Origin of the sequence: Croceivirga thetidis, from assembly GCF_012272815.1 — a bacterium.
Lineage (GTDB): Bacteria > Bacteroidota > Bacteroidia > Flavobacteriales > Flavobacteriaceae > Croceivirga > Croceivirga thetidis.
In genome coordinates this window covers 649,051-668,387 of record NZ_JAAWWL010000002.1, presented here as the reverse complement: position 1 = coordinate 668,387, position 19,337 = coordinate 649,051, and the positions used below count along the sequence as shown (strand labels likewise).

General features: G+C 39.3%; 16 protein-coding genes. 6 read left to right on the top strand and 10 right to left on the bottom strand.

Annotated elements, in window-relative coordinates; all coding sequences use genetic code 11:
• Nucleotides 1-5 precede the first annotated feature (5 nt).
• The 4 genes from HCU67_RS10690 to HCU67_RS10675 are packed head-to-tail and all read right to left on the bottom strand — an operon-like array spanning nucleotide 6 to nucleotide 3,890.
• Nucleotides 6-707: a hypothetical protein gene (locus HCU67_RS10690; protein ID WP_168552616.1), complete on the bottom strand. Its 702-nt coding sequence runs from the start codon at nucleotides 705-707 to the stop codon at nucleotides 6-8.
• Nucleotides 704-1,624: an ATP-grasp domain-containing protein gene (locus HCU67_RS10685; RefSeq protein WP_168552615.1), complete on the bottom strand. Its 921-nt coding sequence runs from the start codon at nucleotides 1,622-1,624 to the stop codon at nucleotides 704-706. Before HCU67_RS10685 ends, HCU67_RS10690 begins: the two co-directional genes overlap by 4 nt.
• The gene (gene ggt, locus HCU67_RS10680) at nucleotides 1,624-3,309 is read right to left on the bottom strand and encodes a gamma-glutamyltransferase (RefSeq protein ID WP_168552614.1); all 1,686 of its coding nucleotides are present in this window, start codon (nucleotides 3,307-3,309) and stop codon (nucleotides 1,624-1,626) included. Before ggt ends, HCU67_RS10685 begins: the two co-directional genes overlap by 1 nt.
• The gene (locus HCU67_RS10675) at nucleotides 3,297-3,890 is read right to left on the bottom strand and encodes an ACP phosphodiesterase (RefSeq protein ID WP_168552613.1); all 594 of its coding nucleotides are present in this window, start codon (nucleotides 3,888-3,890) and stop codon (nucleotides 3,297-3,299) included. Before HCU67_RS10675 ends, ggt begins: the two co-directional genes overlap by 13 nt.
• 71 nt (nucleotides 3,891-3,961) lie before the next feature.
• Here HCU67_RS10675 and glmM point away from each other — a divergent pair, with 71 nt between their 5' ends.
• A complete protein-coding gene (glmM, locus tag HCU67_RS10670) occupies nucleotides 3,962-5,350 on the top strand; it encodes a phosphoglucosamine mutase (RefSeq protein ID WP_168552612.1) in 1,389 nt (462 codons plus the stop codon).
• On the opposite strand, the gene HCU67_RS10665 is transcribed toward glmM, so the two are convergent.
• The 3 genes from HCU67_RS10665 to HCU67_RS10655 form a co-directional block, all read right to left on the bottom strand.
• Nucleotides 5,347-5,805 carry a Cif family virulence factor gene (locus tag HCU67_RS10665; protein ID WP_168552611.1) on the bottom strand — a complete coding sequence of 153 codons (459 nt, stop codon included), beginning with the start codon at nucleotides 5,803-5,805 and terminating at the stop codon, nucleotides 5,347-5,349. The two genes, glmM and HCU67_RS10665, sit on opposite strands and share 4 nt — an antisense overlap.
• 141 nt (nucleotides 5,806-5,946) lie before the next feature.
• Nucleotides 5,947-7,614 (bottom strand): formate--tetrahydrofolate ligase, encoded by a 1,668-nt coding sequence (locus HCU67_RS10660; RefSeq protein WP_168552610.1) that lies wholly within the window; start codon nucleotides 7,612-7,614, stop codon nucleotides 5,947-5,949.
• A 50-nt stretch (nucleotides 7,615-7,664) separates the two neighbouring features.
• Nucleotides 7,665-8,558 (bottom strand): lysophospholipid acyltransferase family protein, encoded by an 894-nt coding sequence (locus HCU67_RS10655; protein ID WP_168552609.1) that lies wholly within the window; start codon nucleotides 8,556-8,558, stop codon nucleotides 7,665-7,667.
• 49 nt (nucleotides 8,559-8,607) lie between these two features.
• On the opposite strand from HCU67_RS10655, the gene HCU67_RS10650 reads away from it, so the two are divergent.
• Both HCU67_RS10650 and HCU67_RS10645 read left to right on the top strand, forming a co-directional pair.
• On the top strand, nucleotides 8,608-9,258 hold the full coding sequence (locus HCU67_RS10650; protein ID WP_168552608.1) for a rhomboid family intramembrane serine protease: 651 nt from the start codon (nucleotides 8,608-8,610) through the stop codon (nucleotides 9,256-9,258).
• Nucleotides 9,259-9,392: 134 nt separating this feature from the next.
• Nucleotides 9,393-11,027: an LVIVD repeat-containing protein gene (locus tag HCU67_RS10645; protein ID WP_168552607.1), complete on the top strand. Its 1,635-nt coding sequence runs from the start codon at nucleotides 9,393-9,395 to the stop codon at nucleotides 11,025-11,027.
• Between the two features lie 72 nt (nucleotides 11,028-11,099).
• Here the strand turns inward: HCU67_RS10645 and HCU67_RS10640 are convergent, their stop codons facing one another.
• Together HCU67_RS10640 and HCU67_RS10635 are read right to left on the bottom strand one after the other, a co-directional pair.
• On the bottom strand, nucleotides 11,100-12,212 hold the full coding sequence (locus HCU67_RS10640; RefSeq protein ID WP_168552606.1) for a TlpA disulfide reductase family protein: 1,113 nt from the start codon (nucleotides 12,210-12,212) through the stop codon (nucleotides 11,100-11,102).
• A gap of 74 nt (nucleotides 12,213-12,286) precedes the next feature.
• Nucleotides 12,287-12,796, bottom strand: coding sequence for a hypothetical protein (locus HCU67_RS10635; protein WP_168552605.1), 510 nt, complete (start codon nucleotides 12,794-12,796; stop codon nucleotides 12,287-12,289).
• Nucleotides 12,797-12,885: 89 nt separating this feature from the next.
• On the opposite strand from HCU67_RS10635, the gene HCU67_RS10630 reads away from it, so the two are divergent.
• Nucleotides 12,886-15,795, top strand: coding sequence for an FAD-binding and (Fe-S)-binding domain-containing protein (locus HCU67_RS10630; RefSeq protein ID WP_168552604.1), 2,910 nt, complete (start codon nucleotides 12,886-12,888; stop codon nucleotides 15,793-15,795).
• Here the strand turns inward: HCU67_RS10630 and HCU67_RS10625 are convergent.
• The gene (locus tag HCU67_RS10625; protein ID WP_168552603.1) at nucleotides 15,751-16,659 is read right to left on the bottom strand and encodes a UDP-2,3-diacylglucosamine diphosphatase; all 909 of its coding nucleotides are present in this window, start codon (nucleotides 16,657-16,659) and stop codon (nucleotides 15,751-15,753) included. The genes HCU67_RS10630 and HCU67_RS10625 overlap by 45 nt on opposite strands.
• A 188-nt stretch (nucleotides 16,660-16,847) precedes the next feature.
• On the opposite strand from HCU67_RS10625, the gene aroC reads away from it, so the two are divergent.
• Together aroC and HCU67_RS10615 are read left to right on the top strand one after the other, a co-directional pair.
• Entirely contained in the window at nucleotides 16,848-17,912 is a 1,065-nt protein-coding gene (aroC, locus tag HCU67_RS10620) for a chorismate synthase (RefSeq protein WP_168552602.1), read from the top strand.
• A 56-nt stretch (nucleotides 17,913-17,968) separates the two neighbouring features.
• A complete protein-coding gene (locus HCU67_RS10615) occupies nucleotides 17,969-19,294 on the top strand; it encodes a dicarboxylate/amino acid:cation symporter (RefSeq protein ID WP_168552601.1) in 1,326 nt (441 codons plus the stop codon).
• Nucleotides 19,295-19,337 lie beyond the last annotated feature (43 nt).

Below are 19,337 nucleotides of genomic sequence, written 5' to 3'. Positions count from 1 at the left end.
TAAATTCAGTTATAACCCCTAACATTTCCCATATCAAACTCCATAGGTCCGAATTGGTGTGTTTTGGGTAAAAAGGCGCCACTTTCTGTTACAAGCCAATTGTCCCAACTTGCTTCGACACCTCCTATTGGAATAACCCCGACCCACATTTTAAATGAATTTGGAAAACCATTGTCGTTCAACAGCCAAAGGTAGCTATCACCGGGAGTGCTTCCACCTTCTTGGTAAGTAACCAATAATCCCTTTTCTCCATTTTCTAATTCGACCAATGACCTTTCGGTTCCTTTGTCAAAGACTTTATATGGTGCTACCAACCAAAAGGAGTCGTTATTAAAATATTCCAGTGCTTTTTCAACAACTTCCATTTTTTTGTCTGGTTCAAGTGGTTGGTGGGCCTTGGTAGCCTCACTCTTTTCTAGGTTATTTAAGTTTAAGACGACCTTGTAATCTTCCCATCTAATATGGCAAATACCAAGTTTTTTATCCCATCTGTAATGATTTTTTCCACCCCGAAAAGACCATTCAAGGTAGCGGGTTTGCGCGTAAGCCTCACTGTTCATTGCCTTTAGCATTTTTTCAGCGTGTTCATTCGCTGCTTGACCATTTTCTCCAGCGGGTAAAGGCTCACTCTTAATCCATGCCAGCACAATGCCCAACAGAATTAGTATTGCAAAAATGACTCCAACCCATTTTAAAATTCGTTTCATTGGAAATAACGTTTTTTCAATTGTTTGGCCATGACCTGGGCAGCTTCAGGTTTAAGGCGAAACCATAGTTCCGGTTCAAAAATTTCAAGTTCCGCCAGGGCAAGCTTACCTTCATTATCCATAAAAATATCTACCCGTGCATAATCGGCTTCTTCAGGTGCTGCATTTACAACCTGCTTTGCAAAGTTTATTTCTTTAATTGAAGCGTTATAATTTTCGACACTACCACCATAATCATCTTGTACTCGAAAATCACCCGATTTCGGTAGCTTCAACACCGCGTGGGTGTACTCCCCGCTAAAGAGCATTAAGGATACTTCACCTTTGTCCAAAATACTTTGTTGGAATTCTTGTAGCATAAAATCTCCTTCCGCTATATGACTTCTAAATCGTTCTTCATTAGCACCCATTTCATCTTTTTCGAATTTATAGGTATGAAAAGCACCGGCAGCAATACAAGGTTTTAAAACCCAAGTTGTACATTCTTTTCCAAACTCTTTTTCTGCAAGGGTCAAGGCTTCTGTTAAGGATAAACCTGAACCTTTCGGAATAAAAAAAGTACTTGGAATATGAACCCCTTTTGTTGCTAATTCCTTTAGATAGTTTTTATCGATATTCCATTGAATTAGTTCTGAACTATTAATAAATAATGTTTTCTTGGCTGTAGTCTGAAACCATTTTGAAAATTCATCAAACTGCTCAAAATAATCCCATGGGGTGCGTATCAATACATATTTGGTGCTTTCCCAAACAAATTCAGAGTCCAACCAAGATTGAATTGTCACTTTTAGTCCTTCTTGCCGGAGCGCTTGAGCTACCAATTCATTTTCCAAAATGGGATTTGTAGCCAAAGGATTTTGCGTTTCCGAAGGCATATATTTATCTGTGGTAAGCAGAACAATGTCAAAAGCTTTCATTAATAGCCAACCGCTTTGTCGTCCCCGCGTTTGTCCGCACCTCCTTCCAAATTCCCATTTGGTAAAACTCGAATAGCATCTACCTTACCTCCAATTCTGGCGGGACCTTCAAATAGATTGTAACCTTTGTCTTTTAATTCGGTTTTTAATTCTTCTGAAAACCCTTCCTCTTCAAACAGAATCATATCGGGCAGCCATTGATGATGAAATCTTGGTGCGTTCACAGCGTTCTGCATGCTCAAATCAAATTCATAAACATTGAGAATGGTCTGTGCGACAAAATTGATAATGGTTGAACCTCCTGGAGTTCCGACCACCATATACAAAACCCCATCTTTTTCAACAATTGTAGGGGTCATGCTACTTAGCATTCTTTTTTCAGGTTGTATGTTGTTGGCCTCAGCGCCAATTAACCCAAACATATTCGGCACGCCCGGTTTGGAACTAAAATCATCCATTTCATTGTTCAAGAAAAAGCCCAATTCAGGATGAAAAAGTTTAGATCCATAGGCACCATTCAAAGTGGTGGTAGCAGAAACGGCATTCCCCTCACTGTCGACTATGGAGTAGTGAGTTGTTTCCGCACTTTCCAAAATTTCTACGGCTCCATGTGAAACGGAGTCTGAAGGGGTGGCCTTTTCAAATGAAAACGTACTCATTCGTTCATCAAGGTAATTCTGACTAAGCAATACATCCAAAGGTATATCTACAAAATCTGGGTCGCCTAAAAAGAAGTTTCTATCGGCATAGGCACGTCTCGCAGCCTCTGTAAATAATTGAATGGTCTTGGCCGAATTATGGCCGTATTCCGCAACATCATAGGGCTCCATCATTTTAAAAATTTGATTGATAGTTACTCCGCCACTACTCGGTGGACTCATACTGATAATTTCCAAGTCTTTGTATTTGAAAATTACTGGCTGCCTCCATTTTGCTTCATATTTGGCCAAGTCTTCAACAGTAATGAAACCCCCTTTTTCTTGGATAAAACCAGCTAGCATTTCGGCAACCTCCCCTTTATAAAAACCGTCACGGCCTTTTTCCATTATTTGCTCTAAAGTCCAAGCTAGCTTGGGATATTTTATGGTGTCTCCCTTAACGAAAACTTGTGCAAACTTGGTACTGTCACCACTAACTTCGATTACCCTTTCCCTTAGAAACTCCAATCTTTTTGCCTGCTTCTCTGTCACGATAACACCCCTCTTGGCCAGGGCTATAACTGGTTTCAAAATCTCCTCCATTGAAAGGGACCCAAACTTTTCATGAACTTCAAAGACCCCAGCGATCGTACCAGGTACGCCCACTGCAGTGGCGCCTACTGTACTCATATTGGGTATTACATTCCCTAGGGAATCAAGGTACATATCCTTATGTGCGGTCAAGGGCGCTTTTTCCCTATAGTCTATGCTTCCGACATCCCCATTGTTCTTGCGATAAACCATAAAACCACCACCACCTAAATTACCTGCAAACGGGAAGGCTACCGATAGTGACAATTCAGTAGCAACCATGGCATCAAAGGCATTACCACCTTTTTTCATGATTTCAACACCGATTTCTGCTGCTTCTTCACGTGCAGCGACAACCATTGCATTTTTAGTAACAAGTCCAGTAGGTTCTGGAGCATTGGTTTTGCACGCAGTAAATAGTGTTAAACCTCCTAATAACAGTATTAGTTTTCGCATAGTTCATTAAATTTTTCTCGGGAAAAGGTACTTAAATCTTTGAAGAATTCGATGAATTCATTCTCGAAGGCTTCATAGTGTTCTTCCAAATCAAGAATCGCAAAATTCATCTTTGATTTATTATTGGTTCTTCTATTCATTCCATTTAAAACCCTTGAAATTCCTTCCAAATTGGAATAATTATAAAGCCAATTATCAGCAATCATGTAGGGCATCATTCTTTTGGTCCCTATCGGTAAAATATTGTAATTCTCCTCTAACAAATCATAGAAATCCTCAACGTATTTTTTTAAAGGAATAGGACAGTAATCATCCCAATTCTTAGCTAAAAAATGGTCGTAATAAATGTCTACGATAACCCTGCTATAATGACTATAATTCTTGTGAAGACGTTTACTGCTCATTTTAGCAATTGGGTGTGCATCAGTATAGGTGTCGATTTCTCGATGTAAAAGGATACCTTTTTGAATTCTTTCCGGCAGATGCTGGTATTTATTGCCCCGAATATGATCTGCAAAAAAATTTCCAAGTGTAATTTCAGGTTCGTCGAAAGAAAGATAAATGTGGGCCAAAAAATTCACGGAATGAATTTACAAATTCAAGACTTGGGGTTGGTTTCATCACCATATATTTGCAAAAACTTTTTCAACATATGACTTTAATCAAATCCATTTCAGGAATCCGAGGAACAATTGGTGGAAATACAGGTGACAATCTTACCCCAATTGATGCGGTAAAGTTTGCAGCCTCTTATGGCACTTGGTTGAAGGAATATTCCAAAAAAGAAAAGTTGACCGTGGTAATTGGACGTGATGCTCGGTTATCTGGTGAAATGATCCAAAACCTGGTGGTCTCTACATTGGTTGGGTTAGGGATTGACGTTGTTGATTTAGGTCTTTCGACTACACCAACTGTGGAGATTGCTGTACCATTAGAAAAAGCGGATGGCGGAATTATTCTCACGGCCAGCCATAATCCTAAGCAATGGAACGCCTTAAAATTATTGAATGAAAGAGGAGAATTCTTAAATGCTGCAGAGGGAGCCAAAATTTTGGAATTAGCTGAGAAAGAAGATTTTGACTTTGCTGAAGTTGACGATTTGGGAACCATCACGAAAAATGATTCTTACATCGACATTCATATAGATGAAGTTCTAAACCTTTCATTGGTTGAGGCTGATGTGATTCGAGAGAAAAAATTCAAAGTAGTGGTTGATGGAGTTAATTCCACCGGAGGTATAGCAATTCCAAAGCTGCTAAAAACACTTGGCGTGGAAGTAGTTGAACTGTACTGTGATCCTACGGGGCATTTTCCACACAATCCAGAACCTTTAAAGGAACATTTAGGTGATATCTGTAAAATGGTCGTTGATGAGCAGGCAGATTTTGGTATTGTAGTTGATCCAGATGTGGATAGACTGGCTTTTATCAGCAACGACGGTGAAATGTTTGGTGAGGAGTACACCTTGGTTGCTTGTGCAGATTATGTATTGGGGAAAACACCAGGGAGCACGGTATCAAATCTTTCATCGTCCCGGGCACTTCGAGATATAACCCAGAAACATGGAGGCACTTATGAGGCTGCTGCCGTTGGCGAAGTTAATGTAGTTACTAAAATGAAAGCTACAAACGCCATTATTGGTGGCGAAGGGAATGGAGGCATCATTTATCCTGAAAGCCATTACGGTCGAGATTCGTTGGTGGGTACAGCCTTGTTTTTGATGCTTATGGCTGAAAAGGGAGGCACTGTGGCTGAATTAAGGGCAAGTTTTCCAAGTTATTTCATGAGCAAGAAAAAAATTCAATTGACTCCAGAGTTGGATGTTGATGCCTTGTTGCATGCCATGCATGATAAATATAAAAATGAAGAGGTTTCTACTATAGACGGTGTAAAAATTGATTTTCTAAACTATTGGGTACACTTAAGAAAATCAAATACGGAACCAATTATTAGAATTTATACGGAGGCCCAAAGTCAAGTCGAGGCCAATTCTCTTGCAGATAGAATAATTGAAGAAATAAAAACGATAGCCGGTCTTTAGTTTTCCAATTCGTAAACCGTATTTCCGCCTTTGAATTGGGCAGTGTTCAGGTCTGCTTTTTTATCGGAATCCAAAAAGATTTTCCAAACATCTTTTTCCTTTCGGAGACCAACATGAAAGTAGCCATATCCTCGTGGACTAATGGCTTCTTCTTCCATTGATTGCATTTGAAATTGATAATACCCTGTTTGGTAGGCGATTTCTTTAGTGTTATTGAATGCTGTGGTTAAAATTACAAAGGCAATACCGACTTTATCACCATTTTGTTTCATCCGTGGTAGAAAAGCAGCAAACTCATTTAAATAAGGCGCTCCATAACGAATTTGATTATTATCAATATTGATTCTCAGAATATCTTCTGTATGGATTGATTTTAACTTTTCTTCGTCATAATCTCGGTAGGCCTCCATAAATGGAATCCATATATCCTGTTTTATTGCAGAAATTAAATCCACATCTGTTTTTGATTGATTTTCTTCTTGTCCAAACAACGGGCAAATGAGGAGAAAAAAAACCAGAATCGAAAATATTTTTGTTTGGATATTGATAGGGTTCACTTTAAAATAATTAGGTATTTACAAAACTTATAGTTGAGTTTAAAACAGACCCGAAATATTTCCTTTGGCATCAATATCAATTTGCTCAGAAGCAGGTCTAGCAGGTAAACCCGGCATTCTCATAATATTACCTGTTATCGGGATTACAAAGCCTGCGCCCGCTGCTATTTCAATCTCGCGCACAGTTATAATGAAGTCTTTTGGCCTTCCTAACAGTTTTGGATTATCAGAAAGGGATTTCTGGGTTTTCGCAATACAAACAGGTAAATGCTCTAAACCCAGGGTTTTTATTTTCTTTAAGTCCTTTTTAGCTTGAGCATTATAGTCCACGTATTCTGCACCGTAGATTTTAGTGGCGATTTTTTCTATTTTATCCTCAATGGAATCTTCCCATTTATACATCGGTGTAAAATCACCCTTAGCTTTTTCGGCAATGGAGACCACCTTTTCGGCCAAATCAAGCGCGCCTTTTCCTCCCTTGGCCCAAACCTCTGCTATCGCCACTGACACCCCTAGTTCTTTTGCTTTTTCTTGAATAACAGCTATTTCTTCTTCACTATCTGAATTGAAGCGATTTATTGCAATGACCGGTTCTACGTTGAATTGTTTTATATTTTCTACATGCTTTTCTAAATTGGGAAGTCCTTTTTTCAAGGCGTCCAAATCGGGTTGTGTCAAATCTGACAATGGTTTTCCGCCGTGGTATTTTAGTGCTCGGATAGTTGCAGTAAGCACTACCACTTTTGGGGAAAGGTCTGCACTTTGGCACTTGATATCAAAAAACTTCTCAGCCCCAAGGTCAAAACCGAAACCTGCTTCGGTGACCGTATAATCAGAAAAGGTCATACCCATTCGGGTCGCAATCACCGAATTCGTGCCTTGGGCGATATTGGCAAAGGGTCCACCATGTATTATGCCAGGATTACCTTCTATGGTTTGTACCAAATTGGGTTTTAAGGCATCTTTCAAAAGGGCTGTCATAGCACCTTCTGCTTTTAAATCTCGTGCATAGATTGGATCTCCTTTAAACGTAAATCCTATAAAAATGGACCCCAGTCTATTTTTTAAATCAAGTAGGTCATTAGCCAAACATAGAATTGCCATTATTTCTGATGCTGCAGTGATGTCAAAACCTGTTTCCCTCGGAATACCTGAGGCGGTTCCTCCTAAACCGACAATAACATGTCTTAAAGACCTATCGTTCATGTCGAGAACCCGTTTCCATGAAATTGTCCTTGGGTCTAAGTTCAGCGAATTGGTCTTGCTTTGAATGTTGTTGTCAATTAGAGCAGACAAAAGATTATGGGCTTTTTCAATTGCAGCGAAGTCTCCGGTAAAATGAAGGTTGATATCCTCCATAGGTAGTACTTGTGAATAACCACCTCCAGTGGCCCCTCCCTTAATACCAAAAACAGGGCCCAACGAAGGTTCACGGAGAACCACAGTGGTCTTTTTTCCCAATTGGTTCAAGCCTTCAGTCAATCCGATAGACATGGTCGTTTTCCCTTCGCCAGCTGGGGTAGGGGAAATGGCTGAGACCAATACAAGGTTTGAGTTTTTGGCACTTTCGGTATCAATAAGCTCAATGGGTAGTTTCGCTTTGTAATGACCGTAAGGTTCAAAAGTATTTGATGGGATGCCCAGCTTTTCTGAGATTTCAGCAATGGGTCGAAGCGTTACTTCTCTGGCAATCTCTATATCTTTCATGAAGATGGATTAAGCCTTTAAGATACGCATTATGACTTCAGCAAGAAATATCAATCTGAATGTGCGGCAGGGACTTTATTTCGGTGCTTCCACCGCTTATGCGTCCAAAAGTAATATTCAGGGGCTTCTTGAATTGATTTTTCGACCTGCCTCAAAAAGGCATCCGTTATTTCAAAGTTGTTATGTTCGTTTGGGTTTTCTGCCAAAACAATAAAAGTGCCTTGGTAATACCCCCTTTTTAGTTTTTCCACTTTCAAATAGACTGCCGGGATATTCAGTTTCTTGCATAAAACTTCCGCTCCCACATGTACCGGAACCTTGATGCCCATAAATTCAGTCCAATGTTTGGCGTGCATTACCATGGGTGATTGGTCGCTTAGAATACCGTAAATACTGAGTTGGTTGTTTTTTCGGTTACTACGTACCACTTTTGGGGTCTCTCTGGTAGATATCAGCGTGGTGCCGAACTTTTCTCGAATACGCCTCACTAGTTTATCAAAATATTTATTCCCGACCACTTGGTAAATGGCATAACCTTTTGATTGAATTAATGGGTCTAGTGCTATGGTCCACTCCCAACTTGCATAGTGCGGAAAAAAGGTCATCATGCTTTTGTTTTTTGCTTCAAATTCATGAATGACCTCTACATTGGTAAATGTAAATCTCTTGTGCAATTCCTTTTCCGAAATCCCCATGGTCTTTACCATTTCCAAGAACATATCGCACATATGCTTGTAGAATTTTTTTTGAATGGTATTTATCTCTGACTTTGATTTCTTTGGGAAAACCAACTTTAAATTTTCTTCTACCACTTTTCTACGATATCCAATCATGTGATATACCAATAGATACACTACGTCGGATATGAAATAAAGTATTCGAAAAGGTAGTCGTGAAACGAGCCAGAGCAGGGGATAAGCTATGAGGTACGCTAGTAGCTGCATAAAAAATTCGTTGCGCAAATATAGCTATATTTGAGACCAAACTGCGTACATGCAAAACCTTCATATTGCCACAATTGCAATCATAGCAGCCAATGTTTTGGCTTCACTAAAAGGCTTTAACGACCGTTCGTTTTTTGAACGCTACAAGTTTAGTGTTGGTGCCATAAAGACTGGAGAAAAAGAGCGAACACTTACCTCTGGTTTTCTCCATGTTGACTATACACACCTTTTATTCAACATGATAACATTGTATTTTTTCGCAAACGTGGTCATCTATTGGTTTGACCCAGGAAAATTTATCATTATTTACTTGATAAGTCTTTTGGCTGGGAGCTTATTTGCATTGTTCTTTCATAAAGATGAGCCCTTTTACAGTGCAGTGGGTGCCAGTGGGGCTGTAACTGGTATTCTATATTCAGCCATTCTGCTACAACCTAATATGACATTGGGCTTCTTTTTTATTCCCATTCCATTACCGGCATATATTTTAGGGATTGGCTATTTGATATATTCCATTTATGGAATGAAAACCCGAATAGGCAATATTGGGCATACAGCACATTTTGGTGGCGCTGTTGGAGGATATATAACAACAATAATTTTTCGTCCAGAATTGCTTGTTGATGAAACCCTAATGGTAATTTTATTGGCCATTCCGATAGTTGGACTTTTTATTCTTCAAAAGCTCGGTAAGATTTAATTATTGTAAGAAAAAACCTTCTTTTTTGACATTATTTATGATGAAATGCTTCATTTCATCGAAAAAGTGCAAACATTCATACAATCAGGTAGTTGCATTCGTTGGTAGAATACCAAACAAATTAATGCCTACTTATGAAAAAAAGAATACTCTTTCCCGTGGTATTCGCAGTAGTTTTTAATGCATGTACTGACGAAACAATCATTTACGAAGATCCCAATGAGTCTTTAGTTCTTGAAATTAACGAATCCATACTTTCAAACAGTGTTAATTATGATGAGAGTGGTGTTTTGGATATTTATCAAGACGACGCCTTAAAGGCGAGCTCTAAATCGAATGGAGTTGATGCTGACCAATATCCTTTGACCCTTGTTGCAAATATATCGGCACCTTCATATGCAAATGCTACTGATTTAGCTGCGACCCACATCGATATGAATGGGGACTACCTCTACGTTTCTTACAATACAGCAGGTGATGTTTATGCCGGTGGAGTGGATGTAATAGACATTTCAAATGTTTTGCAGCCAAGACTAACTTCTAGACTTTATTACATTAATGCGGATATCAATTCACTGCAATATGACAACGGATATATTTATGTTGTTGGTGGGGTTGATTCGGAACAATCGGTAACAGCAACCTCTAATTCCTTTATCGGTAAGATTCCTGTTAATAGTGGACGACTGGATATTTCTGGTGGTATTTCCTATGGCTTTCAAGAAGGTCTTTCTGCCAATGATTTGGTTATCAACCAAAATGGACTTTTCGTTTCCAGTGGTAGAAATGGATACCTGACGCAATACGACAAAAACTCATTAGAGCTTATTCGTGAGGTTCCTTATGATGACTTACGATATATAATAGAAATGGAGAACAATCTTGCAGTATTGGATGCATCTTATGGGGTTCATTACTTGGATTCAAATCTCGAACCTAATGGAGGTTTTCCCATTAGTAATGGTGACTTTAGGGAGGCAGATAAACGAACCATTTCTTATTTCGATAATAAAATATCAGTTGCCGAAGGCAGCAATGGAGCGGGTATCTATAATATCCAAACAGGAGCTTTCGAAGGGTATTTGCCAATTTTAATCAACCCACAAGACGCTTCTCAAGAAGAGGTGGTAACTAACTCAGTCACCTTTAACGATGATGTTTTCTTAATGGCCAATGGTGGTGCAGGTCTTGCAATTTCAGAAAATGGTGATGACCTAAACCAGGTAGGGATAATCGAATTAAGTGGATCAATTAACCATGTGGCGTCAAAAGGTGATTTCATCTTTGCTGCTTCAGGAAGAGCTGGATTGCAGATAATTAAAATGAATAGGCCAACAGAATCATTGACCGAGGCTTGTAGTGCTAGTCAGAGATATCCTGGAGGTAACAACCTAAATGTAGCTCAAGGTCAAGATTTAGACTATAATGGAAGTTATTATTTCAGGGATTTAAGTATATCGGGTGAATTACTGCTTTGTGGTTCTTGGTCAGTACGTAATGAATTGAATGTTACTGAAAATGGACTTTTTGAAGTACAGGGCACACTTTATAACGGAAGAAATAGTAGAAGAAGAAATATTGTTGTTGGCGATAATGCGACCATGCGTATCGAAGGCACTTTAATCATTTATGGAGATTTAATCTTACAGGATAACGCCAAATTGGAATTCCTTGGAGAAACTAATCGAGTATATGTATTTGGAGATGTATCCATTGCAGATTCGGCTGAAGTAAGTGGAAATTTCGACGATTACTTTAATAGGTTTTAATAACCTATTACTTCTTAATAAAAAAACCCTGGTGCAATTTTCACCAGGGTTTTTATTTTGGTAAAAGTTCTTTTATTTCAATAGTTCTGCAACCATGGCTTCCAAAGCCGGTCCGCGAAGGTCTTTAGCAATAATGACGCCATTTTCATCAAGAAGAAAAGCGGCTGGAATGGCTTGAATATTGTACAATTGTGCAATTGGACCCTGGAAGTACTGAACGTTTGAAACTTGATTCCATTCAAGGCCGTCATCTTCTATGGCTTGTAACCACTGTTCTCTATTACGGTCTAATGAAACCCCGATTATTTCCAAGCCTTTATCCTTATATTTCTCATAGACCGAGACGATATTGGGATTTTCCATTCGACAAGGCCTACACCAGCCAGCCCAAAAGTCTATTAGCGTAACTTTTCCTTTTACGTCATTGAGTGCTAATTGTTTGCCATCTGGCGTTGGACCTGAAAAATCAGGTGCCACAGCCCCAATTTTGGTTCTTTTAGCCGTCTCAACCAATTCCTTTATTTTCTTAGCTGGCCGTGTTTTTTGTATTTCAGGTGAAAATTTTTGGCTCAATTTCTCGATATCTTCGATGGGTAGCGTCTTGCGTTGCGCCATCTCATAGAGTAAAAGGGCTGACATCAAGGCGTTGGGATGGCTCTCAATATATTCCTGGTTAAAATTCTTTGATTTTTCTTGAAGCTCAAAATATTCCTCTCGTAATGAATTTACTGTTGCTGTATCATTGGCAGCGTTGGCCCTTCTAAGATCATCGCTAAAAGTTTTCGCAATGTTTTGCATTCGATTTCGCTCATCCATGAACTCCATGAACATTTTATTCTGTTCGGTTCCCTTAACCTTAGCAAAATTGAGACTGTCTTTTTGTGCTTTGAATTCAATGGTTCCGTTTTCAATAATAACGGCTGCGGCGTTACGAATTCCATCAAAACTCAGGTAATGTAATTCGGGCATTTTTGTCTCACCGCTAAATTCAAAACTGCCATTTACAAGGTATGTGCTATCAAGGGTAACCATACCTCTTTGCAAGGTGTCATTAATACGAAGAAAAACAAGAGTGCTATCCTCTAAGTCACCCCGTAACTGCCCCTCTATGCGAAACCCATTTTCAGGAACCGTATTACAACTAAGCACAGTGAGGGTCAATAATGAAAGTATAAGCTTCTTCATCTGCTATCAAAATTTGGATAAAGGTAGCGATAATCAAAGCCATAGAAAAAGGGCCGAAGCCCTTTAAATCCATTTTAGAATTGGTATCGAATACCCAAGGCTAAATCAAAAAGAAAATTATTATCAAAACCATCATAATTGATAATGCCGAGTTCTGGGCGTGTTCCTATTGAAATCACTAGCGGAATATCAAAATTATATTCAATCCCTACGTTTCCTGCGGCAAAAACAAACAATCCGTCGTTCTCATCCCTAAACATACCGTCGCCATCTTCCCGTGGTTCAAAATCGGCACTTCCAAGTCCACCTCCAAAACCATAATACCAATTGAAACCGCCATCAATATTTTCTACCCATTGGTAAACTCCTGCGAGTTTAAAGGCATCATATTCACGACTATCACGCCATCCCAGGTCGAACTGTAATCGGTTATTATTCGAAACGTGTTTTTGATACGATATTTCAGCACCGAAGCCGTCACTATCGCCAAGGCGAAGCCCTAAGGCATTATCGGCTATATTTTGACTGAATCCAAAAGTGAGGGTACCGAATACAAAAAAGATAAATGCTGTGATTTTTTTCATAAGTGTTCCATTTAGTTCATAAATCAGTCGAATGCTCATGAAACATTCGCTCAATAAAACTTAATTTCGTCTCCAAAAATTGTTCCAACTTGAAAAATTCAGTTCTGAAACTTCTTTCTGAACGCCTTGAAGGGCAATTGTTATTTGACGATTTGCATAAGGTGCTTTATGCAACTGATGCATCGGTATACCGAAAGATTCCATTAGCAGTGGCTTACCCAAAAAGTTCTGATGATATAATAGAACTTATATCCTTTGCAACTGATAACAATATAGGCTTGATTCCAAGAACAGCAGGAACATCACTTGCTGGGCAGTGCGTTGGTGACGGTATTGTAGTCGATACCTCAAAGCACTTCACAGAGATATTGAATTTTGATAAAGAAAAAAGACAAGTTACTGTTCAACCCGGAGTTGTTCGTGATGAACTGAACCTATTTTTAAAACCCCACGGACTATTTTTTGGTCCCAACACTTCAACTTCAAATAGATGTATGATTGGTGGTATGGTCGGGAATAATTCCTCGGGTACTACTTCTATCAAATATGGAGTCACCAGAGATAAGGTACTCAAAATGAAAACCTTGCTTTCAGATGGTACCGAGGTAGTCTTCGAAGATTTGAATAAGGAAGCGTTCAAAGCAAAAACTGAAAGTGAAAACAGGGAAGGTGAGGTATATCGATTCATCTTAGAGGAGTTGTCCAAATCGGAGATTCAAGAGGAAATAGAACGTGAATTTCCCAAACCTTCCATCCATAGAAGAAATACTGGCTACGCCATTGATGAATTATTGAAGAATGAGGTGTTTGGCTCCAACCCCATTCCTTTTAATTTTTGCCAATTGCTGGCTGGAAGCGAAGGAACCCTGGCTTTTACCACTGAAATTACATTGCAGCTTGACGAACTTCCACCTGAGTATTCTGCAATGGTTTGCACGCATTACCATAGTTTAGAGGATTGTCTTGCAGATGTTGCTGTAGTGATGCAACATGGGTTACACCTATGTGAAATGATGGACAAGGTAATATTGGATTGTACCAAAAACAACCGTCAACAACTCGAAAATCGATTTTTTGTTGACGGTGATCCGGCAGCAATTTTAATGTGTGAGCTTAAAGCTGACTCTGAACAATCCCTAGAAAAAGAAGTTAAGAACCTATTACAAACTGTTGGGAAGGGTAGGAGTTATGCCAACCCAGTGCTGTATGGCGCTGATATCAATAAAGCAATTGAACTTCGAAAAGCCGGTCTTGGTCTTCTTGGCAATATTGTTGGGGATAGAAAGGCTGTTGCCTGTATAGAGGATACGGCAGTTGACTTAAACGACTTAAAGGATTTTATTCTTGAGTTTTCAGAAATTATGAAGGGCTATGGCCAAGAAGCCGTTTATTATGCACATGCAGGAGCAGGGGAGCTCCATCTTCGACCGATTCTAAACCTTAAAAAATCTGAAGATGTTGGCCTATTTAGAAAAATAACGACCGATGTAGCCTTGTTGACTAAAAAATACAAAGGTAGTTTCAGTGGAGAGCATGGTGATGGAATAGTAAGGGCAGAGTTCATTCCGCTGATGATTGGCGAAAAAAACTATGCCTTACTAAAACGACTGAAGTCGGTTTTTGACCCTCATAATATTTTCAATCCTGGTAAAATCGTGGATTCCTTTCCTATGGATGAATCTTTGCGGTACGAAATCGATAGGGAAGAACCAACAGTGGAAACACTTTTTGATTTTTCGGATAGTGAAGGCATTTTAAAGGCGGCTGAAAAGTGTAATGGTAGTGGTGATTGTAGAAAATCACACGAAATGAAGGGCGGAATGTGCCCGAGTTATCATGCTACCAAGAATGAAAAGGATACTACAAGGGCGAGGGCCAATGTGTTACGGGAATTTTTGACCAGACCCGATAAGACCAACAGATTTGATTACGAAGAAATCAAAGAGGCCTACGACTTATGCCTCAGTTGTAAGGCATGTGCCAAAGAATGCCCCAGCAATGTAGATGTCGCCACTTTAAAAGCAGAATTTTTATACCATTATCAAGAAGCAAATGGGTATTCGATGCGGAGTAAATTATTCGCCCATAATACCAAATTGAATGCTTTGGGGAGTTTAGTCCCTTCAATGGCAAACTTCACTTTTGAGTCAAAGTTTTTAAGTGGTGCTCTAAAAAAACTGGCTGGTGTAGCTATGCAGCGGAGTTTGCCAAGGGTGCATAAGGTAAAATTTGACAGCTATCTTTCGAATGCAAAAAAGTCTTTGAAGAATGTAAAAAAGGTTGTGCTCTATTTAGATGAGTTCACGAAGTATTTGGATGTTGAGGTAGGTAAGGATGCCATAGATTTGCTAGTTGGCTTAGGTTACGATGTTGAGCTTTTTTATGCTGAGAGTGGCCGCACCTATTTATCCAAAGGATATTTAAAGCATGCGAAACAATTGGCGAATGAAAATCTAGAAAAGCTTCGCCACTTACTCGACAACGAATGGCCAATTATTGGTCTGGAGCCTTCTGCAGTACTTTCGTTTAGAGATGAATACAAACGAATGGCTTCCAATAGGGACTTAGCGGAAAGACTTGCTGTAAAATCATTTTTATTAGAGGAGTTTTTGGCTAAGGAAATCAGTGCTGGGAATATAACAGCTAAGCAGTTTACAACGGAAGTTAAGACGATAAAAATACACGGACACTGTCATCAAAAAGCCTTGGCCAACCAAAAAGTGACATTTGATATTCTCAATTTACCTGAGAATTACTCGGTAACAATAATACCTTCAGGTTGTTGTGGTATGGCCGGTTCTTTTGGTTATGAAAAAGAACATTACGAGGTTAGTATGCAAATTGGTGAGCTTAAGTTATTTCCAGCTGTTCGGAAAGCTGATAAGGAAACCATTATTTCTGCCAATGGTACCAGTTGCAGACACCAGATTTATGATGGGACTGGTAGAAAGGCGCTACATCCCGCTACTATCTTGAGACAAGCCCTCATTTCGAGGTAGGCTTTCTTCTTGCTCCCCGTTAACTTCGAATTCTGATAAATCGGCTTTGGTTGTTATTGAAGCAATGAGGTCGTTCATATCCATTTCCTTCAAATCTTCATCTGCAAAAAATGGTGATAGTTTATCGTGATTATATTGATACACCTTCCATCGTTTAAATGAATATTCTAGAGCGGTAAGGTTTTCTACCCAATCCCCTGAATTTAAATAGGTGGTCACACCTTGCGCATTCTTGATAATCTCCTTTTTTGGTTGATGTATATGTCCGCAGATTACGTAGTCATAATCGTTTTCAATGGCCAATTCAGCAGCAACTTGTTCAAAGTCATTGACATACTTAACAGCACCCTTAACACTGTTTTTAATTCGTTTGGAAAGTGAATATTTTTCACGACCCAATTTCGTCAACACCCAATTGACAGCACTATTGATAAGAATAAGTAGGTCATAACCATAGCCTCCCAATTTTGCCAGCCATTTGGCATTTTGAATGGATAAATCGAATACGTCACCATGAAATATCCATGCCTTTTTTCCATCTAAATTTAGGACCAATTTGTTATCAATTTTGATGTTTCCCATAGAAGTTGGTGCAAACTTCCGGAGCATTTCATCATGGTTTCCTGTGATATAGAAAACTTCTGTGCCTTTTGAGGCCATACCGATGATTTTCTTTAAGACCTTTAAATGAGAAGGGGGAAAGTAACGCTTGCTGAATTGCCAAATATCAATGATATCACCATTTAGCACCAATTTTTTTGGCTCTATGCTATTGAGATAGGTAATTAATTCATCGGCATGACAGCCATAAGTTCCTAGGTGAACATCAGAAATTACAGCGACTTCTATTTTTCTTTTCTTCAATTCAACACGATTTAAATGCAAAGTAAAGCTGGCATAATGAACTGAAAATCAAATTGCCGTCAATAGATTATAAGCTTATAGTTATTAGAACATTATCACAATGCTTGCAATGTTTCATAATTCTTAAGTGCCTTGGATTCTTTTGTTTCAATTGTGTAAGGTCTATATTTGACTTTCTTTTAGATTTCATGGCAGGAAACACTTTCGGACAGCTATTTAAGGTAACAACCTTTGGTGAATCACATGGTAAGGCACTGGGTGGCATCATAGACGGTTGCCCTTCGGGAATTACCTTGGATTTCGATGCAATTCAAGCTGAATTGGATAGACGCAAACCCGGACAATCAAAAATCGTAACTCAACGTAAGGAGCCTGATTCTGTAGAATTCTTCTCCGGTATTTTTGAAGGTAAGACAACCGGAACACCGATTGGTTTTGCCATCCATAATACCAACCAAAAATCAAAGGACTATTCCCACATCAAAGATTCCTATAGGCCATCCCATGCCGACTACGTGTACGACAAAAAATATGGTTTTAGGGATTATCGCGGGGGTGGTCGCAGTTCGGCGAGAGAGACGGTAAGTAGGGTAGTGGCTGGCGCCATTGCAAAACAAATGCTTCCTGAGATAAAAATAAATGCCTTCGTTTCTCAAGTCGGAGAATTAAAATTGGATAAGAGTTATGAGGATCTTGATTTCTCGAAAATCGAATCCAACCCTGTTCGCTGTCCTGACCCAGAAATGGCTGCTCAAATGGAAGAGTACATCAAGGCAATCAAAAAAGAAGGGGATACAATTGGCGGGGTCATATCTTGTGTGGCGAAAAATGTACCCATTGGTCTTGGTGAACCTGTCTTTGATAAATTGCATGCCGAGCTGGGCAAAGCAATGCTCTCGATCAATGCAGTTAAGGGCTTTGAGTACGGAAGTGGTTTTCAGGGTGTTACCATGAAGGGTAGTGCCCATAACGATTCCTTCAATTCCGATGGTACAACTAAGACAAACAAAAGTGGCGGTGTGCAAGGCGGGATTAGTAATGGTATGGACATCTATTTTAATGTGGCGTTTAAACCTGTGGCGACCGTTTTACAAGGTTATGAGACCATTGATAAAGATGGTAACAAGGTTAAAACTCAGGGTAAAGGAAGACACGACCCTTGTGTTGTGCCAAGGGCAGTACCCATAGTTGAAGCCATGACAGCCTTGGTCTTGGCCGATTACACACTCTTAGCAAAGACAAACAAAATTTGAGGACCTTTCATTTTGTTTACCATCAAAATGCTATCTTGACTTTCTAAATTTTTGATATGCGCAAATTGGAATTGCATTGGAAAATCCTAATCGGAATGGTTTTAGGTATTCTCTTTGGTTTTTTAATGACTGGTTTTGAATGGGGAAAAGATTTTGTGACGAACTGGATTAGCCCATTTGGTACCATATTTATAAAACTCTTGAAGTTGATTGCAATTCCGCTAATATTAGCTTCATTAATAAAAGGTATTTCCGATTTAAAAGACATTTCCAAATTTAGAAATATCGGATTACGAACCATTGGTATTTATATTGGTACCACAACTGTAGCCATTATACTTGGTTTGGTTCTGGTAAACATCTTACAACCAGGTAATGGTATATCAGAAGAGACCATTGCAAAACTCACGGAAACCTATGCCACTGATAGCGGTGTAACCGCGAAATTGGAAGAAGCAACTCGGCAAAAAGAAAGTGGACCGCTTAAGTTTCTCGAAGACATGGTTCCAGATAATGCGGTAAGTGCACTTGGGAACAACCAATTGATGCTCCAAGTAATATTCTTTACCATTTTTATGGGAATTTCCTTGTTACTTATTGGTGAAGAAAGAGCAAAACCATTGAAAAGTTTCTTCGATTCGCTGAATGATGTGGTATTGAAAATGGTAGACTTGATTATGCTTACAGCACCCTATGCTGTTTTTGCCCTTTTAGCCAATGTTGTCGTTTCTTCAAGTGACCCAGAAATATTACTTGCTTTGCTTAAATACGCAGGTGTGGTAATAGCTGGCCTTCTATTAATGATAGTCTTTTATTGCATATTGGTTTCTGTTTTTGCAAAGAAGAACCCTTTTTGGTTCTTGAAGGAGTTGAGCCCGGCCCAATTACTAGCTTTTTCTACCAGTTCAAGTGCCGCCACCCTACCTGTGACTATGGAAAGGGTGGAGGAGCATATTGGGGTTGACAAAGAGGTTTCCAGTTTTGTCTTACCAGTTGGAGCCACTATCAATATGGATGGTACAAGTCTTTATCAGGGTGTAGCTGCGGTCTTTATTGCTCAAGCCTTAAGTTTTGATTTGCCTTTGGGAGCGCAATTGACCATTGTATTGACCGCTTTATTAGCATCAATCGGAACTGCAGCTGTTCCCGGAGCTGGCATGGTGATGTTGGTAATTGTATTGGAATCCGTTGGTTTTCCTGCAGATAAATATGCTGTTGGACTCGCATTGATTTTTGCAGTCGATAGACCTCTTGACATGCTGAGAACTGTAATAAATGTAACCGGAGATGCCACTGTTTCTACCATTGTGGCAAAATCAGTTGGCAAATTGGGTGATCCAAAGGTCAAAAATTGGGACGATCATTACGAAGAGGTGAAATAATTCTTCACCTAATCTTTAAATATCCCATTTGGTATTCAGAGGT